At 60.0% G+C, this 22,839-nt stretch carries 13 protein-coding genes, 2 rRNA genes and 2 pseudogenes (1 of these 17 cut by a window edge); 13 read left to right on the top strand and 4 right to left on the bottom strand.

The features are described from left to right. The 8 genes and pseudogenes from M0746_RS22100 to M0746_RS22065 all read left to right on the top strand — a co-directional run. Positions 1-2,597, top strand: a 23S ribosomal RNA gene (locus tag M0746_RS22100) (it extends 297 nt beyond the left edge of the window). Positions 2,598-2,747: 150 nt separating this feature from the next. Then, positions 2,748-2,863: ribosomal RNA gene (gene rrf / locus M0746_RS22095) — 5S ribosomal RNA — on the top strand. A gap of 153 nt (positions 2,864-3,016) precedes the next feature. After that, entirely contained in the window at positions 3,017-6,469 is a 3,453-nt protein-coding gene (gene recC, locus M0746_RS22090; protein WP_258450586.1) for an exodeoxyribonuclease V subunit gamma, read from the top strand. Further along, positions 6,466-10,155 (top strand): annotated as a pseudogene (gene recB, locus M0746_RS22085) (exodeoxyribonuclease V subunit beta). The gene recC and the pseudogene recB overlap by 4 nt, the downstream one beginning before the upstream one ends. Continuing rightward, positions 10,152-12,260 (top strand): exodeoxyribonuclease V subunit alpha, encoded by a 2,109-nt coding sequence (recD, locus tag M0746_RS22080; protein ID WP_258450585.1) that lies wholly within the window; start codon positions 10,152-10,154, stop codon positions 12,258-12,260. The pseudogene recB and the gene recD overlap by 4 nt, the downstream one beginning before the upstream one ends. 117 nt (positions 12,261-12,377) lie before the next feature. After that, entirely contained in the window at positions 12,378-12,947 is a 570-nt protein-coding gene (locus tag M0746_RS22075) for a YfiR family protein (protein WP_258450584.1), read from the top strand. Beyond that, the gene (locus M0746_RS22070) at positions 12,944-14,212 is read left to right on the top strand and encodes a diguanylate cyclase domain-containing protein (protein ID WP_258450583.1); all 1,269 of its coding nucleotides are present in this window, start codon (positions 12,944-12,946) and stop codon (positions 14,210-14,212) included. Before M0746_RS22075 ends, M0746_RS22070 begins: the two co-directional genes overlap by 4 nt. Then, the gene (locus M0746_RS22065; RefSeq protein ID WP_446731343.1) at positions 14,212-14,712 is read left to right on the top strand and encodes an OmpA family protein; all 501 of its coding nucleotides are present in this window, start codon (positions 14,212-14,214) and stop codon (positions 14,710-14,712) included. Before M0746_RS22070 ends, M0746_RS22065 begins: the two co-directional genes overlap by 1 nt. Here M0746_RS22065 and M0746_RS22060 read toward each other — a convergent pair. Further along, positions 14,709-15,656, bottom strand: coding sequence for a LysR family transcriptional regulator (locus tag M0746_RS22060; protein WP_203420649.1), 948 nt, complete (start codon positions 15,654-15,656; stop codon positions 14,709-14,711). The genes M0746_RS22065 and M0746_RS22060 overlap by 4 nt on opposite strands. A gap of 148 nt (positions 15,657-15,804) precedes the next feature. On the opposite strand from M0746_RS22060, the gene M0746_RS22055 reads away from it, so the two are divergent. Together M0746_RS22055 and mmsB are read left to right on the top strand one after the other, a co-directional pair. Further along, positions 15,805-17,331 (top strand): CoA-acylating methylmalonate-semialdehyde dehydrogenase, encoded by a 1,527-nt coding sequence (locus M0746_RS22055; RefSeq protein WP_258450581.1) that lies wholly within the window; start codon positions 15,805-15,807, stop codon positions 17,329-17,331. A 10-nt stretch (positions 17,332-17,341) separates the two neighbouring features. Then, positions 17,342-18,229, top strand: coding sequence for a 3-hydroxyisobutyrate dehydrogenase (mmsB, locus tag M0746_RS22050; RefSeq protein WP_258450580.1), 888 nt, complete (start codon positions 17,342-17,344; stop codon positions 18,227-18,229). Between the two features lie 175 nt (positions 18,230-18,404). Here the strand turns inward: mmsB and M0746_RS22045 are convergent, their stop codons facing one another. Continuing rightward, on the bottom strand, positions 18,405-18,755 hold the full coding sequence (locus M0746_RS22045; protein WP_016770579.1) for a cupin domain-containing protein: 351 nt from the start codon (positions 18,753-18,755) through the stop codon (positions 18,405-18,407). A gap of 41 nt (positions 18,756-18,796) precedes the next feature. After that, on the bottom strand, positions 18,797-19,735 hold the full coding sequence (locus M0746_RS22040) for a LysR family transcriptional regulator (RefSeq protein WP_258450579.1): 939 nt from the start codon (positions 19,733-19,735) through the stop codon (positions 18,797-18,799). Between the two features lie 234 nt (positions 19,736-19,969). Here M0746_RS22040 and M0746_RS22035 point away from each other — a divergent pair, with 234 nt between their 5' ends. Then, positions 19,970-20,734 (top strand): sulfite exporter TauE/SafE family protein, encoded by a 765-nt coding sequence (locus M0746_RS22035; protein ID WP_258450578.1) that lies wholly within the window; start codon positions 19,970-19,972, stop codon positions 20,732-20,734. Here M0746_RS22035 and M0746_RS22030 read toward each other — a convergent pair. Continuing rightward, a complete protein-coding gene (locus tag M0746_RS22030) occupies positions 20,724-21,038 on the bottom strand; it encodes a putative quinol monooxygenase (RefSeq protein WP_258450577.1) in 315 nt (104 codons plus the stop codon). The genes M0746_RS22035 and M0746_RS22030 overlap by 11 nt on opposite strands. A 182-nt stretch (positions 21,039-21,220) precedes the next feature. Between M0746_RS22030 and M0746_RS22025 the strand changes: the two genes are divergently transcribed. Next, positions 21,221-21,811 (top strand): NAD(P)H-dependent oxidoreductase, encoded by a 591-nt coding sequence (locus M0746_RS22025; protein ID WP_208938819.1) that lies wholly within the window; start codon positions 21,221-21,223, stop codon positions 21,809-21,811. A 60-nt stretch (positions 21,812-21,871) separates the two neighbouring features. Next, positions 21,872-22,784 (top strand): annotated as a pseudogene (locus M0746_RS22020) (LysR substrate-binding domain-containing protein). Positions 22,785-22,839 lie beyond the last annotated feature (55 nt).

Genomic DNA, 22,839 nt, shown 5'->3' with positions numbered 1-22,839 from the left:
TCTGGAAAGTGCGGCCATAGTGGGTGATAGCCCTGTACGCGAAAATCTCTTATCAATGAAATCGAGTAGGACGGAGCACGAGAAACTTTGTCTGAATATGGGGGGACCATCCTCCAAGGCTAAATACTACTGACTGACCGATAGTGAACTAGTACCGTGAGGGAAAGGCGAAAAGAACCCCGGAGAGGGGAGTGAAATAGATCCTGAAACCGTATGCGTACAAGCAGTGGGAGCCCACTTTGTTGGGTGACTGCGTACCTTTTGTATAATGGGTCAGCGACTTATTTTCAGTGGCGAGCTTAACCGAATAGGGGAGGCGTAGCGAAAGCGAGTCTTAATAGGGCGTCTAGTCGCTGGGAATAGACCCGAAACCGGGCGATCTATCCATGGGCAGGTTGAAGGTTAGGTAACACTGACTGGAGGACCGAACCGACTACCGTTGAAAAGTTAGCGGATGACCTGTGGATCGGAGTGAAAGGCTAATCAAGCTCGGAGATAGCTGGTTCTCCTCGAAAGCTATTTAGGTAGCGCCTCATGTATCACTGTAGGGGGTAGAGCACTGTTTCGGCTAGGGGGTCATCCCGACTTACCAAACCGATGCAAACTCCGAATACCTACAAGTGCCGAGCATGGGAGACACACGGCGGGTGCTAACGTCCGTCGTGAAAAGGGAAACAACCCAGACCGTCAGCTAAGGTCCCAAAGTTATGGTTAAGTGGGAAACGATGTGGGAAGGCTTAGACAGCTAGGAGGTTGGCTTAGAAGCAGCCACCCTTTAAAGAAAGCGTAATAGCTCACTAGTCGAGTCGGCCTGCGCGGAAGATGTAACGGGGCTCAAACCATACACCGAAGCTACGGGTATCACCTTCGGGTGATGCGGTAGAGGAGCGTTCTGTAAGCCTGTGAAGGTGAGTTGAGAAGCTTGCTGGAGGTATCAGAAGTGCGAATGCTGACATGAGTAACGACAATGGGTGTGAAAAACACCCACGCCGAAAGACCAAGGTTTCCTGCGCAACGTTAATCGACGCAGGGTTAGTCGGTCCCTAAGGCGAGGCTGAAAAGCGTAGTCGATGGAAAACAGGTTAATATTCCTGTACTTCTGGTTATTGCGATGGAGGGACGGAGAAGGCTAGGCCAGCTTGGCGTTGGTTGTCCAAGTTTAAGGTGGTAGGCTGAGATCTTAGGTAAATCCGGGATCTTAAGGCCGAGAGCTGATGACGAGTTACCCTTTGGGTGACGAAGTGGTTGATGCCATGCTTCCAAGAAAAGCTTCTAAGCTTCAGGTAACCAGGAACCGTACCCCAAACCGACACAGGTGGTTGGGTAGAGAATACCAAGGCGCTTGAGAGAACTCGGGTGAAGGAACTAGGCAAAATGGCACCGTAACTTCGGGAGAAGGTGCGCCGGTGAGGGTGAAGGACTTGCTCCGTAAGCTCATGCCGGTCGAAGATACCAGGCCGCTGCGACTGTTTATTAAAAACACAGCACTCTGCAAACACGAAAGTGGACGTATAGGGTGTGACGCCTGCCCGGTGCCGGAAGGTTAATTGATGGGGTTAGCTAACGCGAAGCTCTTGATCGAAGCCCCGGTAAACGGCGGCCGTAACTATAACGGTCCTAAGGTAGCGAAATTCCTTGTCGGGTAAGTTCCGACCTGCACGAATGGCGTAACGATGGCGGCGCTGTCTCCACCCGAGACTCAGTGAAATTGAAATCGCTGTGAAGATGCAGTGTATCCGCGGCTAGACGGAAAGACCCCGTGAACCTTTACTATAGCTTTGCACTGGACTTTGAATTTGCTTGTGTAGGATAGGTGGGAGGCTTTGAAGCGTGGACGCCAGTTCGCGTGGAGCCATCCTTGAAATACCACCCTGGCAACTTTGAGGTTCTAACTCAGGTCCGTTATCCGGATCGAGGACAGTGTATGGTGGGTAGTTTGACTGGGGCGGTCTCCTCCTAAAGAGTAACGGAGGAGTACGAAGGTGCGCTCAGACCGGTCGGAAATCGGTCGTAGAGTATAAAGGCAAAAGCGCGCTTGACTGCGAGACAGACACGTCGAGCAGGTACGAAAGTAGGTCTTAGTGATCCGGTGGTTCTGTATGGAAGGGCCATCGCTCAACGGATAAAAGGTACTCCGGGGATAACAGGCTGATACCGCCCAAGAGTTCATATCGACGGCGGTGTTTGGCACCTCGATGTCGGCTCATCACATCCTGGGGCTGAAGCCGGTCCCAAGGGTATGGCTGTTCGCCATTTAAAGTGGTACGCGAGCTGGGTTTAGAACGTCGTGAGACAGTTCGGTCCCTATCTGCCGTGGACGTTTGAGATTTGAGAGGGGCTGCTCCTAGTACGAGAGGACCGGAGTGGACGAACCTCTGGTGTTCCGGTTGTCACGCCAGTGGCATTGCCGGGTAGCTATGTTCGGGAAAGATAACCGCTGAAAGCATCTAAGCGGGAAACTTGCCTCAAGATGAGATCTCACTGGAACCTTGAGTTCCCTGAAGGGCCGTCGAAGACTACGACGTTGATAGGTTGGGTGTGTAAGCGCTGTGAGGCGTTGAGCTAACCAATACTAATTGCCCGTGAGGCTTGACCATATAACACCCAAGCAATTTGCGCTTAAGAGCCAGATTGCGGTGTGTGAAGACGAAACGAACCGAAAGTTCGAAGCGCACAAACACCGACAGCTGTCACATACCCAATTTGCTGAAGCGAGGCCATCTGGTCACGACTCAGTACCCGAATTTCTTGACGACCATAGAGCGTTGGAACCACCTGATCCCATCCCGAACTCAGCAGTGAAACGATGCATCGCCGATGGTAGTGTGGGGTTTCCCCATGTGAGAGTAGGTCATCGTCAAGATTAAATTCCGAAACCCCAATTGCGAAAGCAGTTGGGGTTTTGTTTTGCCTGCGAGAAAGTTCTTACAGCATTCACCGACGCCGTCCGGCTGTCACAGCCTGCCGACAATGCTAAGGTTCTGCCTTAGCTTTTGTATTCTCCAAGGAAGCCTTTATGCCGGACGCCCAGTCCCTCAACGCTGCATTCATGGTGGTTCAGAGCAACAGCCTGGACGAGCTGCGCAGCCTTGTGATCAGCATCATGCGGCGCTACCCACTGGCGCCCCTGGAGAACGAGATTGCTCTGGTGCAGAGCAACGGCATCGCGCAGTGGCTCAAGCTGGCTCTGGCAGAAGATCCGCAGGAAGACGACCTCGGCGGCTGCGGTATCGCCGCAGCGATTGATGTGCAACTGCCGGGCAGTTTCATGTGGCAGCTGTATCGTCTGGTATTGGGCCGCGACGAAATCCCGCCCAAATCGCTGCTCGATAAAGCGCCGTTGACCTGGCGTCTGATGCGCTTGTTGCCGCAGCTGATCGACCGCCCGCATTTCGAACCGCTGCAACGTTTTCTTACTCACGACACGGACTTGCGCAAGCGCTACCAACTGTCCGAGCGACTGGCCGATCTCTTCGACCAATATCAAGTATATCGGGCTGACTGGCTTGAGGACTGGGCCGAGGGTCGCCACCAGTTGCTCAATGTCCGAGGCGAGGTGAAAGCGCTGCCCGCCACCAGTTGCTGGCAAGCCGAATTATGGCGGGCGCTGCTGGACGACGTAGGCGAAAAGGGCATGGCGCAAAGCCGCGCCGGTGTGCATCAGCGATTTATCGAACGCATCAATAACCTCGCAGAGGCCCCCACCGGCTTACCGCCCCGAGTGATCGTTTTCGGGATTTCCTCACTCCCCGCACAAGTCCTCGAGGCGCTGGCCGGACTGGCGCGTTTCAGTCAGGTATTGCTCTGCGTGCACAACCCGTGTCGTCATCACTGGGCCGATATCGTCGCCGACAAGGATTTGCTCCGTCACCAGTACAAGCGGCAATCGCGCAAGAGCGGCATGCCGGTTGTGCTGGACGCTGAAACCCTGCATCAACATGCGCACCCACTGCTGGCTGCCTGGGGTAAACAAGGTCGCGACTACATCAATCTGCTCGACAGTTATGACGATCCGAACAGTTACCGGGCAGCCTTTCGCGACGGTCGAATCGACCTGTTCAGCGAGACCGAGCCGCATACCATGCTCAACCAGCTTCAAGACGACATTCTTGAGTTACGCCCGCTCAACGAAACCCGCGAGTACTGGCCCGCTGTCGATCTGGCGCAGGACGAGTCGATCCGTTTTCACATCGCCCACAGCGCGCAACGCGAAGTCGAGATTCTGCATGACCAGCTACTGGCGCGCTTCAGTGCGGACCCGCAGTTGCGTCCTCGTGATGTGATCGTGATGGTTCCGGACATCGACAGCTACGCGCCGCATATCCGCGCCGTATTCGGTCAGCTTGATCGTCATGATCCGCGCTTCATTCCTTTCACGTTGGCGGATCAAGGGCAGCGCGGTCGTGATCCATTGTTGATTGCGGTCGAGCATCTGCTCAAGCTTCCCGACAGCCGCTTTCCGGTCAGTGAAATCCTCGACTTGCTCGACGTGCCTGCATTACGTGCACGCTTTGGTGTAGAAGAGCGCGATTTGCCAACATTGCATCGCTGGATTGAAGGTGCGGGCGTGCGCTGGGGGATGAACGCTGAGCAACGAGCGGGCCTTGGTTTGCCTGACGAGCTAGAGCAGAACAGCTGGCATTTTGGTCTGCGCCGGATGCTGTTGGGATACGCCGTCGGCAGCGCCAGCGCCTGTGAAGGTATCGAACCCTACGATGAGATCGGTGGCCTGGATGCCGCACTGATCGGCCCTTTGGTGGCCTTGCTCGATGCGTTGGAACTGGCCCACCAGCAGCTCACTCAACCGGCACAGCCCGCCGAGTGGGGGTATCGGTTGCAGGCGCTGATGCAGCTGTTTTTCAAAGCCAGCAACGAGCATGACGATTACTTGCTGACGCAACTCGAGGAGCTTCGCGAAACCTGGCTGGAGACTTGCGAAGCGGTGAATCTGACGGATGAGCTGCCGCTCACCGTGGTGCGTGAAGCCTGGCTCGCCGGGCTGGATCAGGGGCGACTGTCCCAGCGGTTTCTCGCCGGCTCGGTGAATTTCTGTACGCTGATGCCCATGCGCGCCATTCCCTTCAAACTGGTGTGCCTGCTGGGCATGAACGATGGCGACTACCCTCGTGCGCAGCCTCCGCTGGACTTCGACCTGATGGGCAGCGATTACCGCCCCGGCGATCGTTCACGGCGTGAAGACGACCGCTATCTTTTGCTGGAAGCGCTTCTGTCTGCGCGCAATCAGCTTTACATCAGTTGGGTGGGCCGCAGCATTCGCGACAACAGCGAGCGGCCGGCGTCTGTGCTTATTGGTCAGCTACGCGACCATCTGGCCAGTGGTTGGCGATTGCTTGATGAGAAAAGCGACTTGCTGGATGCCATGACCGAAGAACATCCGCTGCAGCCATTCAGCGCGCGCATTTTTCATGAAGGCGATCAACTGTTCAGCTACGCTAGCGAATGGCAGGTGCTGCATCAACAGCATGAACCTCACACCAATGCCGAGTTGCTTGCCCCTTTTGTACAAGAAGAACCGTTGACACTCGTCTTGTTGCAGGACTTCTTGCGCAACCCGGTCCGGCACTTCTTCACTCAGCGACTCAAGGTGTATTTCGAGGCTGCCGAGGCACCACTGGCGGACGAAGAACCCTTCGTGCTCGACGCATTGCAGCGATATACGCTCAGCGAGAGCCTGCTCGAAGCGGCGCTTAGGCAACCGGAGAACATCGATCAAGCACTCGATGCTCAGGCCCGTCGCCTGCAAAACAGCGGTCTTTTGCCAATGGCAGGATTCGGCGAATGCCTGCAGCGGGAATTGATAGAACCATTGCCGGATCTGCTCAAGCGCTATCAACAATTACTGACGCTCTGGCCGGTTCCGTTGACCAGTGCGTTGCCTGTCAATCTGGAGCTGCAGGGTTTGCGTCTGGAGGGCTGGCTCGCTGGTCTGCATCAGCGCACCGACGGCGGTCTGTTGTCCGTGACGACCATTCCCAACAGCATCGGCTCGATCAAAAACCGCAAATGGCATCGGTTGACCAAGCCTTGGGTCAACCATCTCGTCGCTTGTGCCAGCGGTCTTTCGCTGACGACCGCTTTGGTCGCCAGCGATGACACGCTGCTGCTTGAACCGCTGGAGCCTGCACGGGCGACGCGTTTTCTGGGCGATCTACTCCTTGCCTGGCAGGCGGGCATGCGTCAGCCGCTACCAATAGCGGTGAAAACAGCGTTTGCCTGGCTGTCTCAGTCCGACCCGTTGAAAGCCGAAGCTGCCGCTTGCAAGGCCTATGAGGGTGACGGGCAAACCACTGAGGGTGAGCGTCGCGAGAGCCCCGCCTTGCTGCGGCAGTTCGCCGACTTTCAGGCACTGCTGGCCGATGAAACATTCTCCGGTTGGTGCGACGCCTTGTACCGTCCATTGTTCGAAGCGCCCTGGCGTTCACTGTCTGCCGAGGGCGCCCGCGCATGAGTACGAAGACCCCGCTTGCACTGGCATTCCCATTACATGGCAGCCAGTTGATTGAAGCCAGCGCCGGTACCGGCAAGACCTTCACCATTTCTGCTCTGTACCTGCGGCTCATCCTCGGGCACGGCGACGAGTCGAGCGGGTTTGGTCGTGAGTTGCTGCCGCCACAAATACTCGTGGTGACATTCACCGATGCCGCAACCAAGGAACTGCGTGAACGGATACGCACGCGTCTGGCAGAGGCTGCGCGATTCTTCCGCGACGAGACGCCGGCACCGGATGCACTGATCGCCGAATTGCGCGATCAATTCGAACCCCGGCAATGGCCAGGCTGTGCCAACCGCCTCGACGTCGCCGCGCAGTGGATGGATGAGGCCGCCGTTTCGACTATCCACAGTTGGTGTCAGCGCATGTTGCGTGAGCACGCGTTCGACAGCGGTAGTTTGTTCACCCAGTCGCTGGAAACCGATCACAGTGACCTGCTCGGTGAAGTGCTGCGCGATTATTGGCGTCTGTTCTGTTATCCGATGCAAGGCGATGCGTTGAATTGGGTGCGCAACAACTGGGGCGGGCCTGCGGCCTTGTTGCCACGGGTGCGGGGTCTGTTTGCCAGCGAGCGCGACAACGATGAAACAAGGGCTCCCGCCGAACTGATCGATGAATGCCTGCAAGAGCGCCGTGCGGCGTTGCTTGAATTGAAAATGCCCTGGCGGCAGTGGGCAGACGAGTTGCTCGCCATCTGCCATCAAGGGGTGGCGGGCAAAACGGTGGACGGTCGCAAGATGCAGGCACGCTATTTCGAACCGTGGTTCGAAAAGCTCAAGGCGTGGGCTGAAGACGAGTCGCTGGAACAGCTGGATATCGGCACCGGATTTTCGCGTCTGACGCCTGACGGCATGGCCGAAGCATGGAAGGGGGCGCCGCCATCGCACCCGGGTCTTGATGCCATGTCGGCCCTCAAGGCGAGTCTCGATGCGCTGCCAACGCCCGATGCTGCAGTTCTGCAACACGCCGCTCAGTGGGTCGGCACACGTTTCGAAGAAGAGAAGCGCCGTCGCGCCGAGATGGGCTTTGACGACATGCTGTTGCGCCTTGATGCTGCGTTGCAATCCGACGGTGGTGTACGTCTCGCGACATTGATTCGTGAGCAATTTCCGGTCGCGCTCATCGACGAGTTTCAGGACACCGACCCGGTGCAGTACCGGATCTTCGAAAGCATCTACCGCATCGAAGCCAACAGCGCCGAAACCGGCCTGTTTCTGATCGGCGATCCGAAACAGGCGATCTACGCATTCAGGGGGCGGACATCTACACCTACCTGCGCGCGCGCCAGGCCACCACTGGCCGGCTACATACGCTGGGGACCAACTTTCGCTCCAGCCATGGCATGGTCGACGCGGTCAATCATGTCTTCGCACGCGCCGAATCTCGCGAGCAGGGGCGCGGTGCGTTTTTGTTCCGCGAGGAAACCGGCAACAATCCAGTGCCATTCCTTCCCGTTGAATCTCAGGGACGCAAGGAACGCCTGCAGGTCGACGGGCAAGACGTTGCAGCCTTGAATGTCTGGCATTTGCCTGCCGAGCAGCCACTGTCAGGCTTGATCTACCGTCAGCAATTGGCGGCAGCGTGCGCCAGCGAAATCACTGCGCTGCTCAATGGAGGGCAAGGCGCTACCGCCGGGTTCATTCAGGACGGCAAAGATTTCAGAGGCCTGCGGCCGTCCGACATCGCGATTCTGGTTCGCGATGGCAAGGAAGCTCAAGCCGTGCGCAGTGAGCTGGCCAACCGTGGCGTGCGCAGCGTGTACCTGTCGGATAAGGATTCGGTGTTCGCAGCGCAAGAGGCCCGCGACCTGTTGTCGTGGCTCAAGGCCTGTGCCGAACCGGATGTCGAGCGCTTGCTGAAAGCCGCACTGGCCTGTGTCACGCTGAACCTGCCGTTGGCTGAGCTGGAACGTCTGAACCAGGATGAGTTGGTCTGGGAAACGCGCGTCATGCAGTTCCGTGGCTATCGCGAGCTCTGGCGCAAGCAAGGCGTGCTGCCGATGTTGCGGCGCCTGCTACACGATTTCCACTTGCCGCAAACCCTGATGAAACGCAGTGACGGCGAGCGCGTATTGACCAACCTGCTGCATCTGTCGGAGCTGATGCAGCAAGCCGCCGCGGAACTGGACGGCGAACAAGCGCTGATCCGCCATCTGGCCGAGCTGCTGGTGTTGTCCGGGCAGACGGGCGAAGAACAGATCCTGCGCCTGGAAAGCGATGAGCAGTTGGTCAAAGTCGTGACCATTCACAAATCCAAGGGGCTGGAATATCCCTTGGTATTTCTGCCGTTCATCTGTTCGGCGAAGCCTGTGGACGGCAGTCGTTTGCCGCTGCATTACCACGATGCTGAAGGCAAAGCGCGGGTGAGTCTCAAGCCAACCGCCGAGCTGATCGCGCAAGCGGATGACGAGCGCCTCGCCGAGGATCTGCGTTTGCTCTACGTCGCTTTGACGCGCGCGCAGCATGCCTGCTGGCTGGGGGTGACGGATCTCAAGCGCGGCAATAACAACAGCTCGGTGCTGCATCTTTCCGCGCTGGGCTACTTGCTCGGCGGGGGTGCTTCGCTGAGCGAGTCCAGCGAACTCAAGGGTTGGCTGCGAGACCTGCAGCAGGGCTGTGCCGCGATCAGTATCGCGGAAATGCCGCAACCCACCGACGAGCATTATCGCCCTCCACGCAACGACGCGGTCCTCAGTGCCACCCGCGTGCCCAAGCGCAAGGCCAGCGAAAACTGGTGGATCGCCTCCTACAGCGCGTTGCGCATCAGCGACGTGTTGAGCGTCGGCAGCGATGAGGCACCGGACAGTCCGCAAGCGCAAAAACTGTTCGATGACGAGCGTCTCGATCCGGACGCGCCGCGCGAGATGATTACCGGCGGCGCCGATATCCATCGGTTTCCTCGCGGCCCCAATCCGGGCACGTTCCTCCACGGGTTGCTCGAGTGGGCCGGCGATGAAGGCTTCGCCGTTTCTCGTGAGGCGCTGGAAGATGCGATCGCGCGGCGTTGTAACCTGCGTGGCTGGGAGGGCTGGATAACCACGCTGAGCGACTGGCTGCAGCATCTGCTCAAGCTACCGCTCCCCATCGCCGGCGGGCAACCGCCCGTGGTGCTGGAAGAGTTACAACAGTTTCGGGTCGAGATGGAGTTCTGGTTCGCCAGCCACAAAGTCGATGTGCTCAAACTCGATGAACTGGTACGTCAGCATACTCATCAGGGCGTCGCCCGGGTCGCGGCGGAACCGGTGCAACTCAACGGCATGTTCAAGGGTTTTATCGACCTGACATTCGAGCACGACGGGCGTTATTACGTGGCTGATTACAAGTCCAACTGGCTCGGTCCGGACGATCAGGCTTACACCGAGGCAGCCATGGAACAGTCGATTCTCGACAACCGCTATGACCTGCAATACGTGTTGTACCTGTTGGCCTTGCATCGACAGCTCAAGGCGCGGCTGGCGGATTATGATTACGACCGACACGTCGGCGGTGCGCTGTATCTGTTTCTGCGTGGCACACGCGCCGACAGTCGCGGCGTTTATTTCGCTCGTCCGCCGCGCGAACTGGATCGAGCGTCTGGACCGAATGTTCCAAGGCAAACCCGAACCCAAGACCGAACCCGCCTGGGAACAGGGAGTCCTGCTATGAGCCGCACTTTCGCCGATCTGCTGCCCACACCTTTGGCAGCCGACAGCCTGTCGAAGCTCGCGCCGCTGACCCGCGCCGATGACTTGTTGCTGTTGCTCACTCGCTGGGTCGAGCGCGGCTGGCTGCGCGCGCTGGACAAGGCATTCGTTGCCTTCCTGCACGAACTGGAGCCGGACACCGATCCATTGGTGTTACTCGCGGCAGCACTGACCAGCCATCAACTCGGCCATGGTCACGTCTGCCTCGATCTGTTTGAAACCTTGAAGGCGCCCGATTTCGCGTTATCGCTGCCACCCGAGGGGGACGTGCAAGGCGGCGTGTTGTTGCTGCCTTCGCAATTGCTCGACGCGCTGGAGGGTGCGCACTGGTGCAAGGTTCTGGCGAGCAGTTCGTTGGTCGCACTGGCGGCGGATTCCAGTGATGCGGCGCAGCAGCGTCCGCTGGTGTTATCCGGCAAGCGTCTGTATCTGCGTCGTTACTGGGCGTACGAGCGGCGCATCGATACGGCGTTGCGCCAGCGCCTGCAACAGGTCGAGCCGACGCCTGCCGACTTGCCGCAGCGCTTGAACGGGTTGTTCAAGTCGGCCGGGCCTGGCGAGATGATCGACTGGCAGAAACTCGCCTGTGCCCTCGCCACGCGCGGTGCTTTCAGTATCGTGACGGGCGGGCCCGGCACTGGCAAAACTACTACGGTGGTGCGTTTGCTGGCCTTGCTGCAAGCGCCAGCCGTGGAGGCCGGTCAGCCGTTGCGTATTCGTCTGGCAGCGCCAACCGGCAAGGCGGCGGCGCGGTTGACCGAGTCGATCAGTCAGCAAGTGCAATCGTTGCAAGTCAGCGAAGAGGTCCGCGCGAAAATCCCTTGTGAGGTGACCACTGTGCACCGCTTGCTCGGCAGTCGTCCGGGCACTCGCCACTTCCGCCACCATGTCGGCAACCGCTTGCCACTGGATGTGCTGGTGGTCGATGAAGCGTCGATGATCGACCTGGAAATGATGGCCAATCTGCTCGATGCCCTGCCGGCCCATGCGCGACTGATTCTGCTCGGTGACAAGGACCAACTGGCGTCGGTAGAGGCGGGTGCGGTGCTGGGCGATCTGTGCCGCGACGCTGAGGGCGGATGGTACAACTCGCAGACCCGACAGTGGCTGGAGTCGGTCAGTGGGGAATCGTTGCAAGACAGCGGCTTGCATGAGGACATCGACGGCTCTCATCCTCTGGCTCAGCAGGTGGTAATGCTGCGCCATTCCCGGCGCTTCGGCGAAAGCAGCGGCATCGGTCAGCTCGCGCGGCGGGTCAACCAACAGTTGCCGGAGCAGGCGCGGCAGTTGCTCACCGAACGTAATCATGCCGATGTGTATTCGTTGTCGCTCAAGGGCGAACACGATCAAAAGCTGGAGCGCCTGTTGCTGGAGGGCCACGGCGACGGTCCGCAAGGTTACCGCCATTACCTGAGTGTGCTGCGTGACCAGCGTCCGCCGGCGGGCAGGCCGCTTGAACACCCGGACTGGATCGTCTGGGCGCGGGGTGTTTTGCAGGCGTTCGATACGTTTCAGCTGCTGTGCGCCGTGCGCAAAGGGCCATGGGGCGTCGAAGGTCTGAACCAGCGCATCACGGCGGCATTGCTTAAAGCGCGTCTGATCGAAAGCGATCAGCAATGGTACGAAGGCCGTCCGGTCTTGATGACCCGCAATGATTACGGTCTGGGCCTGATGAATGGCGATATCGGTATCGCCCTCAAGCTGCCCGAACGCGAAGGACCTGACGCTGGCAAGCCGGTGTTACGCGTGGCCTTCCCGCGCAACGACGGCCAGGGCGGCGTGCGGTTCGTATTGCCCAGTCGGCTCAACGATGTCGAAACCGTGTATGCGATGACTGTGCACAAATCCCAAGGCTCGGAGTTTGCCCATACCGCGCTGATCCTGCCCGATGCCTTGAATCCGGTGCTGACCAAAGAGCTGATCTACACCGGGATCACCCGGGCCAAGCACTGGTTCACCTTGATCGAGTCCCGGGCCGGGGTGTTCGAGGAAGCGGTGCAACGCAAGGTCAAGCGCCTGAGCGGATTGATGCTGGAACTGGAGGAGGGCTCCGATTCTCGCGACTGAAATCCTGCGGTGGGCGGCGATTATTGACTGACCGGTCAGTGGTCGCTGCCTCGCTGGCCTTTCGGCGCTGTGCTATCGTTGCGGCATCATTTCGCTACGATCCAAGAGAATTCCTGCATGAAGGTGTCTGTCTGGGTGACAGGGCGCGTCGTTGTCTGCAAGCAGGCGTTGCTGGTCGGTCTGCTCTGGCTGATAACGGGCGTGGCTATGGCGCAAGCGCCCGCAGGTATGGCTGAGCAACGGGCCAAAGCCGTCACCCAGGTAGTGCTGGGGATTCTCAGTTATGCGCGCTGGCCAGTTGAACCGGCGCAATTGCGCCTGTGCATCGTCGGCCCCACCGAATACACCGATGACCTGGTCAAAGGCACCGCTCAGGCCACTGGCCGGCCGGTGCTGGTGCGGCGGTTTTTGGCCGACAACCCGGCAATCGTCAGCGAATGCAATGCCGTGTATATCGGCAAGCTCACCAGCGATGAGCGCAGCCGCCTGTTCGCTTCGCTGATCGGCCATCCGGTGCTGAGCATCAGCGAGGGTGGTGATCAGTGCACGGTCGGCAGTTTGTTCTGTCTGCGTGTGGGCGACGAACAGGTGTCGTTCGAAGTCAATCTCGATTCCGTTGCCCGCAGTGGCGTGCGCATTCACCCCAGCGTGTTGCAATTGTCGCGACGCAAAGCGGCGGCACCATGAGGCTGTTTAGACCGAATGACCGCCCGACGCTGGGCTCGGTGATTGGCCGAGGACATTTGATTGTCGCGCTGGTCGCCGTGGCGATGGCGAGTGTCTCGCTGACCTTGCTCGGCGTGCTCGCACTGCGCGTGTATGCCGATCACAACCTGCACCTGATTGCGCGCTCGATCAGCTACACCGTTGAGGCCGCAGTGGTGTTCAACGACAAGGCGGCCGCCACTGAAGCGCTGGCGCTGATCGCCTCGACCGAAGAAGTGGCTGATGCTCAGGTACTCGACAGCCAGGGACAGCTGCTCGCGCAATGGCAGCGCCCGGAAAACGGTTTGATTTCCGAGCTGGAAATGCAGATCGCCCGCGCCATTCTGGAAAAACCCGTCAGCCTGCCCATCGAACATCAGGACCGCGAAATCGGCCGGGTGCTGCTCACCGGGCATGGCGGCAGTCTGATGCGCTTTCTGCTCAGCGGTCTGGCGGGCATTATCCTGTGCACGGCGATCAGCGCCTGGGTGGCGCTGTATCTGGCCCGGCGCCAGTTGCGCGGGATCATCGGCCCGCTGCGCGGCCTCGCCGCCGTGGCGCATGCCGCCCGCAGTGAGCGAGCGCTGGACCGGCGAGTGGCGCCGGCGCACATCGCCGAGCTCGATAACCTGGGCAATGACTTCAACGCGTTGCTCGACGAACTGGAGTCGTGGCAGACCCACCTGCAGAACGAAAACGAAACCCTCGCCCATCAGGCCAGCCACGACAGCCTGACTGGCCTGCCCAATCGTGCGTTTTTCGAAGGGCGCTTGATTCGCGCGTTGCGCAGCGCGAGCAAGCACGATGAACGCGCAGCCGTGCTGTTTCTCGACAGCGACCGTTTCAAAGGCATCAACGATAACTTCGGTCACGCTGCCGGCGATGCGGTACTGGTGGCCGTGGCCAACCGCGTCCGCGCGCAGTTGCGAGAGGGCGATCTGGTCGCGCGGTTGGGCGGCGATGAGTTTGCGGTCCTGCTCGCGCCGCTGCATGCCATCGAAGATGCCGAGCGCATTGCCGACAAGATTCTTGCCAGCATGGACATGCCCATCGCGTTGCCGGGCGACAGCCGCGTGGTGACGTCGCTGAGTATCGGCATTGCGGTGTTTCCCGACCACGGCGCGAGCCCGAGCGCTTTGCTCGATGCCGCCGATGCCGCCATGTACCAGGCCAAGCGCCTGTCGCGTGGCGCCCAATTCACTGCCGGGGCGGAGCACCCGGTCGATTCCGAGCCATCCAGGAGCTGATAGCCGTGTTCACATTGTCCATTCGATCTTTTTACGCTGTGTTGTTGCTGGCCGTGCTGGCCCCGAGCGGCTGCCAGACTACACCGCCCAAAGGCCTGACCCCGGCGCAAGTCGCGGTGCTCAAACAGCAGGGTTTTGAACTGACCGACGAGGGCTGGGAGTTTGGTCTGTCGGGCAAAGTGCTGTTTGGCAGCGACGTCGAAAGCCTCAACGCGCAAAGCACCGAAATCGTCGAACGCATCGGCAAAGCCTTGTTGAGTGTCGGCATCGAACGCGTGCGCGTCGACGGCCACACCGATGCCTCGGGCAAGGAAACCTACAACCAGCAATTGTCGTTGCGTCGGGCCAAGAGCGTCGCCAACGTACTGGGCACGGTCGGGATGAAGCAGGAAAACATTCAGCTACAAGGCCTTGGCAGCAGCGAGCCGGTGGCGTCCAACGACACCGCCGCCGGTCGCACGGAAAACCGCCGGGTGGCGATTGTGGTCAGCGCCGACTAATCGGCGAACTGCATCACTCGCGTCTGCCCCATCAACAGCCCCTGATTACGTTCCGTCACTTCTCTGATGTAGTCCCACAGCAACGTAATCCGCTTCAACTTCCTCAGATCCTCCCGGCAGTACATCCAGAACTGCCGGGTAATATCGATTTCCTCCGCCAGCACCGGCAACAATCGCGGATCCTGCGCCGCCAGGAAGCACGGCAGGATCGCCAGTGAGCGGCCCTGCTGCGCGGCGACGTACTGGGCGATGACGCTGGTGCTGCGCAAATGCGCGTTGGCGCCGGGCAGGACGTTCGCCAGGTACAGCAGCTCCGAGCTGAACGCCAGGTCGTCGACATAACTGATGAATTGATGCTTGCTCAAATCTGCCGGGCGGCGGATCGGTGGATGCTGGTCGAGGTATTCCTGGGTGGCGTAGAGCTGCAAGCGGTAGTCGCAGAGTTTGCAGCAGACGTACGGCCCGTGTTCGGGTCGCTCCAAAGCAATGACGATATCGGCCTCGCGCTTGGACAGGCTGATGAAGTGCGGCAGCGGCAGGATGTCCACGGAGATCGCCGGGTAGGCGTCGACAAAATGGCTCAGTTGCGGGGTGATGAAAAAACTGCCGAAACCTTCGGTGCAGCCCATGCGCACGTGCCCGGAGAGTGCCACGCCGGAGCCTGAGACTTGTTCGCAGGCCATGTGCAGCGTGCTTTCGATCGACTCGGCGTATCCGAGCAGACGCTGGCCTTCGGTCGTCAGGACGAAGCCGCTGGTGCGCGACTTTTCAAACAGCAAGGTGCCCAATGCCGCTTCCAGCGAACTGATGCGCCGCGACACCGTGGTGTAGTCGACGGCCAGCCGTTTGGCGGCGGTACTGGCCTTTCGGGTGCGGGCGACTTCGAGGAAAAACTTGAGGTCGTCCCAGTTCAGCGAGCCTAACGAGGTGATGTTTTTTTGCATGATGGACGGGCTTATATGTGCGTTCTTATTAGAAGTTTGCACATCTATACTCCAAAAACCGTCCGACAACCATTCTGGACACACGCCTCATCTCAAGGCGAACCTCTCGCCTTGGCTCCTCCGATAAAAACAAGTTATGGAGACCAGCATGAACGCATCGCTTACGCCCAACGACACCACGCTGCAGAAGGTCAAACTGTTGATCGACGGCGAGTGGGTCGAGTCGCAGACCACTGAATGGCACGACATCGTCAACCCGGCGACCCAGCAAGTGCTGGCCAAAGTGCCGTTTGCTACCGCTGACGAAGTTGATGCCGCAGTCAGCGCCGCGCAGCGCGCTTTCCAGACCTGGAAGCTGACCCCGATCGGCGCGCGGATGCGCATCATGCTCCAGCTGCAAGCGCTGATTCGCGAGCACTCCAAACGCATCGCCGTGGTGCTTAGCGCCGAGCAGGGCAAAACCATCGCTGACGCCGAGGGCGACATTTTTCGCGGTCTGGAAGTGGTCGAACACGCCTGTTCGATCGGTACCCTGCAGATGGGCGAGTTCGCCGAAAACGTTGCCGGTGGCGTCGACACCTATACCCTGCGCCAGCCGATCGGCGTGTGCGCCGGCATCACCCCGTTCAACTTCCCGGCGATGATTCCGCTGTGGATGTTCCCGATGGCCATCGCTTGCGGCAACACCTTCGTGCTAAAGCCTTCGGAACAGGATCCGCTGTCGACCATGCTGCTGGTCGAACTGGCGATCGAAGCGGGCGTGCCTGCGGGCGTGCTCAACGTGGTGCATGGTGGCAAAGATGTGGTCGATGGCCTGTGCACGCACAAGGACATTAAAGCCGTGTCGTTCGTCGGTTCAACGGCGGTCGGAACGCACGTCTATGACCTGGCCGGCAAGCACGGCAAACGCGTGCAGTCGATGATGGGTGCGAAGAACCACGCCGTGGTCCTGCCGGATGCCAATCGCGAGCAAGCGTTGAACGCGCTGGTCGGCGCCGGTTTCGGTGCGGCCGGGCAGCGTTGCATGGCGACCTCGGTGGTGGTGCTGGTCGGTGCGGCGAAGCAGTGGCTGCCGGACCTGAAAGCGCTGGCGCAGAAACTCAAGGTCAACGCCGGCAACGAGCCGGGCACCGACGTGGGGCCGGTGATCTCGAAAAAGGCCAAGGCGAGAATTCTCGAACTGATCGAAAGCGGCATCAAGGAAGGCGCCAAACTGGAACTCGACGGTCGCGACATCAAGGTGCCGGGCTACGAGCAGGGCAACTTTGTCGGCCCGACCCTGTTCTCCGGCGTGACCCCCGCCATGCAGATCTACACCCAGGAAATCTTCGGCCCGGTGCTGGTGGTGCTGGAAGTCGACACCCTCGATCAGGCCATCGCGCTGGTCAATGCCAACCCGTTCGGCAACGGCACCGGCCTGTTCACCCAGAGCGGTGCGGCGGCGCGCAAATTCCAGACTGAAATCGACGTCGGCCAGGTCGGCATCAACATTCCGATTCCTGTACCGGTGCCGTTCTTCAGCTTCACCGGTTCGCGCGGCTCGAAACTCGGCGATCTCGGCCCGTACGGCAAGCAAGTGGTGCAGTTCTACACGCAAACCAAAACGGTCACGGCGCGCTGGTTCGATGACGACAGCGTCAACGACGGCGTGAACACCACCATCAACCTGCGCTGAGGATTCGATCATGAAAATCGCATTTATCGGTCTGGGCAACATGGGCGCGCCGATGGCGCGCAACCTGATCAAGGCCGGGCACTCGCTGAATCTGGTCGATCTGAACAAAACGGTGCTGGCCGAACTGGAGCAACTGGGCGGCACCATTCGCGCATCGGCGCGCGAGGCTGCCGAAGACGCCGAACTGGTGATCACCATGCTGCCGGCCGCCGTGCATGTGCGCAGCGTCTGGCTCGGTGAAGAGGGGGTACTCGCCGGTATCCGCCCAGGCGTGCCGGCGGTGGATTGCAGCACCATCGATCCGCAGACCGCACGCGACGTAGCGGCCGCTGCCGCCAAACACAGCGTGGCCATGGCCGACGCGCCGGTGTCCGGTGGCACCGGCGGTGCGACGGCCGGGACGCTGACCTTTATGGTTGGCGCCACGCCGGAACTGTTCGCCACCCTGCAACCGGTGCTGGCGCAGATGGGCCGCAACATCGTGCATTGCGGTGAAGTCGGCACCGGGCAGATCGCCAAGATCTGCAACAACCTGCTGCTGGCGATCTCCATGGTCGGCGTCAGCGAGGCGATGGCGCTCGGCGATGCGCTGGGCATCGACACCTCGGTATTGGCCGGAATCATCAACAGCTCGACCGGCCGCTGCTGGAGTTCGGAAATGTACAACCCGTGGCCGGGCATCGTCGAAACGGCGCCGGCCTCGCGCGGTTATACCGGCGGCTTCGGGGCGGAGCTGATGCTCAAGGATCTCGGCCTGGCCACCGAAGCGGCGCGCCAGGCGCATCAGCCGGTGATCCTCGGCGCGGTGGCGCAGCAGTTGTATCAGGCGATGAGTCAGCGTGGTGATGGCGGCAAGGATTTCTCGGCGATCATCAACGGCTATCGCAAACCGCAATAGAAAGCCTTGGTGCAAAACCTGTGGGAGCGAGCCTGCTCGCGAAGACGGCGTCAGCCTCAACAAATGGTTGACTGACAGTCCGCTATCGCCAGCAGGCTGGCTCCACAGGGAATTGAGGCGTATTTGATAATGTTTGCCGGGAAATCACGTCGGGTGATTGCCCGGCTTTTTTGCATCAGGCGAAGACGAAATACTTACGCACGGTCTCGACCACTTCCCATGTGCCTTTCATGCCCGGCTCGACCACGAAGATATCGCCGGCGCGCAGGTGAATCGGCGCCATGCCGTCCGGGGTGATCACGCAGTAGCCTTCCTGGAAATGGCAGTATTCCCACTTCACATAATCGACGCGCCACTTGCCCGGTGTGCAGATCCAGGTGCCCATGATTTTGCTGCCGTCTTCGCTGGTGTAGGCGTTGAGGTTGACGGTGTGTGGGTCGCCTTCGAGCTTTTCCCATTTGCAGGCGTCGAGTACCGGCAGCGGGTGGGTGTCGCGCAGAACGGTGATGGGGGCGGTCGCGGTCATGAGGACTCCGGGCAGGTGGACTTAAGGAATGAAGTCGCACCCTATAGCGCCCGGTAGCCGTCCAGTTGTCTGGGGTCGACATCGATCTGCTCAGAAACGCGCGGATCGGTCAGCGCGTGTAATAACCCCTGAGCGTAGGGCGGCAGTGCGCTGAAGTCTCTGGCGCATAGCATCAGGGTGCGGCGCGCCCAGGGTTCATTTAACGCGACGCTTTTGAAGCTTCCGGACGCCACCCGTTCGACCGCTGCCAGCGGCACGATCGCCAGCCCCGCGCCCCGGCTGACCATGCGCATAACCCCGTCAAAACCTTCGGCGCGAATCCGTACCGACATGCGCGCGCCGCTGTGCAGCGCTTGTTCTTCGAGGTAGATCGCCAAGGCGCTACCGGCGCTGAGTCCGACAAAATCGTGCTGCAACGCGTCACTGAAATTGGCTGCGACGGCGTCAGACAAAGGGTGATCAAGCGGCAGAATCAGCACCAAGGGATCGTCGCGAAATGCCTGAGTCTGTAGGCCGCTTGTGTCGACCGCGTCAGAAACGATACCGAGATCTGCCGCGCCCTCACGCAAAGCGTGAGTGATGCGCGCACTCGGCAGTTCCTGCAGGTCGATGTCGAGATTGGCATGGCTGCGCAGAAAGTCTGCGAGCAGTTCCGGCAGGTATTCGGTGATCGCCGTGGTGTTGCACAGCAGGCGCACCTGGCCTTTGACGCCTTGGGCGTAATCGGCCAGATCCTGCTGCATGCGTTCGGCCTGCTGGAGGATCACCCGCGCATGGCGGGCGAGGGCGTTGCCCGCGGGCGTCGGCGTCACGCCACGGCGACCGCGTTCGAGAAATTCGGTACCGAGTGAAGCTTCCATCGCGCGGATTCTGGCGCTGGCCGCGGCCAGGGATAAATGGCTGCGGACGGCGCCGGCGGTGATGTTGCCGGTGTCGAGGATGTGCAGGAAGAGGCGCAGGTCGGTGAGGTCGAAGTGCATGGGGGTTGCCTCTGATTTTTATGGTGTCTGGGCTGGCCCTTTCGCTGGCAAGCCAGCTCCCACAGGTTTCATTGTTGATCTCTAAATGGATGAACAACCGAGATCTTGTGGGAGCTGGCTTGCCAACGATGAGGCCAGATGCATCACTGCAAATATCAGCCTCTTGCAAGGGAAGAGGCAACCTCAGTATATGGCAGATTTTCAGCCAGCCCCGACTGGCGCACAGTGCTGCTCATGCACACACTCACCGATTTCTACGAAAACCTCGGCCCAGCCCTGTCCCTGCTGGTCATTCTCACTTTTCTGCTCGCCGGCACGGTCAAAGGCGTCATCGGCCTCGGCCTGCCGACAGTCGCCATGGGCCTGCTCGGTCTGGCTATGGCGCCCGCGCAGGCAGCGGCGCTGCTGATCATTCCGGCAACGTTAACCAATCTCTGGCAACTGGCATTCGGCGGGCATCTCACTGGTCTGATCAAACGCCTCTGGCCGATGTTGCTGCTGATCTTCCTCGGCACCGCTATCGGCACGCTGTGGATCGGCATGGCTGGCGGCAATTGGGTGGTGCGCGGGCTGGGCGCGGCGCTGTTGCTCTATGCGTTGAGCGGATTGTTTCTGCCGACCCTGTGCGTCAGCCCGCGCCATGAAAGCTGGCTCGGTCCGCTCTGCGGTTTGATCACCGGCATCATCACCTCGGCCACCGGGGTGTTCGTGATTCCAGCGGTGCCGTACCTGCAAGCGCTGGGCTTGCGCCGCGATGAACTGGTGCAGGCGTTGGGCCTGTCCTTCACGGTGTCGACGCTTGCCTTGGCCGCAGGCCTGCTCTGGCGCGGTGCGCTGGGGGGCGGCGAACTTGGTGCGTCGTTGCTGGTGCTGATCCCGGCCCTGCTCGGCATGTGGCTCGGCCAATGGCTGCGCCAGCGCATCAGTGCGGTGCTGTTCAAGCGAGTGTTCTTTATCGGTCTGGGCGCGCTCGGCGCCCATTTGCTGATCAGCGCTTAGCCGAGGAAGCGCTGAGCATGTCGATCGAGCGGATGTCGAAATCGCGCTCCAGATAGTCCATGCGCAGGGCGAAAAAATCCTTCATGTGCGGCAGATTCGAGTGCTCGTCCAGGTGTGCCCGTGACTCCCAGATCTCGTAGAAGATGAACAGTGTCGGATCTTCCTTGTCGCGCAGCATGTGGTATTCGATGCAACCAGGCTCGGCGCGACTCGGTTCGACATAGGCGCGAAACAGCGCTTCAAAGGCCTCGGCGCGTTCCGGGCGGGTCTTGGCGTGCAGGATAAAACCCTCGCGTTCACTCATCACAACGTCCTCGTATTCATGAAAACGCCGAATGCTACGGCAACAATGGACATTCGATTCGTGCTTATTGATCAAATGTATTTTGCGCTGGCGTGGCTTATTCCGCGCGACGCGAGCCGTTAATCTGCCGCCATTCCATTTCCACTTTCCATCCAGCCCAATGGCTGCGCTGAGGCTTTGTCATGAAAAAAGTGCTGTTGCTCAATGGCGGTAAAAAATTCGCTCACTCCGATGGACGCTATAACGCCACCCTGCACGAAACCGCGCTGAGCGTGCTGGACCGTGGCGGTGTCGATGTGAAAACCACCTTCATCGACGAGGGCTACGACGTCGCCGAAGAAGTGGCGAAATTCCTTTGGGCCGACGTGATCGTCTACCAGATGCCGGGCTGGTGGATGGGCGCGCCATGGACGGTGAAAAAGTACCTCGACGAAGTGTTCACCGAGGGCCACGGCAGCCTCTACGCCAGCGATGGCCGCACCCGTTCCGATGCGTCGCAGAAATACGGCAGCGGCGGCCTGATCCAGGGCAAGCAGTACATGCTGTCGCTGACCTGGAACGCACCGCAGCAAGCCTTCGATGACCCGAGCGATTTCTTCGAAGCCAAAGGCGTCGACGCGGTGTACTTCCCGTTTCACAAGGCCAACGAATTTCTCGGCATGACCGCGTTGCCAACCTTCCTCTGCGTCGACGTGATGAAGCGCCCGAACATCGAAAACGACGTGGCGCGTTACGCGCAGCATTTGACCGAGGTGTTTGGCCTCAAGGGCTGATGCTCGGCTACTATCGAGGGCCTGCGCCTGCGTGGCAGGCCCATCGAGCAGAGGACACCCGTGAAAGCCAGATCCGATGAATTGCAGATTTTCGTCTGCGTGATCGAGTGCGGTTCGATTTCCGCCGCAGCCGAACAGGTCGGGCAGACGCCGTCGGCGGTCAGCCGCACGCTGTCGCGGCTGGAAGCCAAACTCGACACCACGCTGATCAACCGCACCACGCGGCGCATGGACCTGACCGAGGAGGGCCGATACTTCTTCGAACAGGCCAAGCTGATTCTCGATCAAATGGATCAACTCGAAGAGCGCCTGTCCTCGCGTCAGCAAACCCCGTCCGGGCGACTGCGGATCAACGCTGCGTCACCGTTCATGCTGCACGCCATCGTGCCCTACATCGACGAGTTTCGCCGGCTCTACCCGGACATTCAGCTCGAACTCAACAGCAATGACCTGATCATCGATCTGCTGGAACAAAGCACCGACATCGCCATCCGCATCGGCACCCTCGCCGATTCCACCCTGCATGCGCGTTCGCTCGGTTGCAGCCCGTTGCTGATCGTCGCCAGCCCGGCCTATCTGAAACAGCACGGCACGCCGCGACAAGTGGCCGATCTCAGCGAGCACACCTTGCTCGGTTTTACCCAGAACGAAGGCCTCAACCAGTGGCCGCTGCGTTACGTGCACGGCGACCGTTGGCCCATCACCCCGCGCAATCAGCGCTTCCAGCGGAGAGACTGTGCGCCATCTGGTATTGGAGGGGCAGGGCATTGCCTGCCTGTCGCACTTCATGACCATCGATGACATTCGTGCCGGACGCTTGAAAGTCTTGCTGGCTGAATTCAACAGCGGATATCGCCAGCCGATCAACGCGGTGTATTACCGCAACTCGCAGCTGGCGCTGCGCATTCAGTGCTTTCTCGATTTCATCCAGAGCAAACTCGCGGCGTACGCCAGCGCAGATTTCAAAGGCTGATTCGTGATTCCTGCGCAAGAGTGATTTGGGTGATGGCGGGTTTTTCGATCAGGGT

It is taken from the genome of Pseudomonas sp. S11P7 (assembly GCF_023195435.1).
GTDB classification, from domain to species: domain Bacteria; phylum Pseudomonadota; class Gammaproteobacteria; order Pseudomonadales; family Pseudomonadaceae; genus Aquipseudomonas; species Aquipseudomonas fluorescens_G.
The sequence above is the reverse complement of the archived record's forward strand: the minus strand, read 5'-3'. Positions and strand labels throughout refer to the sequence as shown.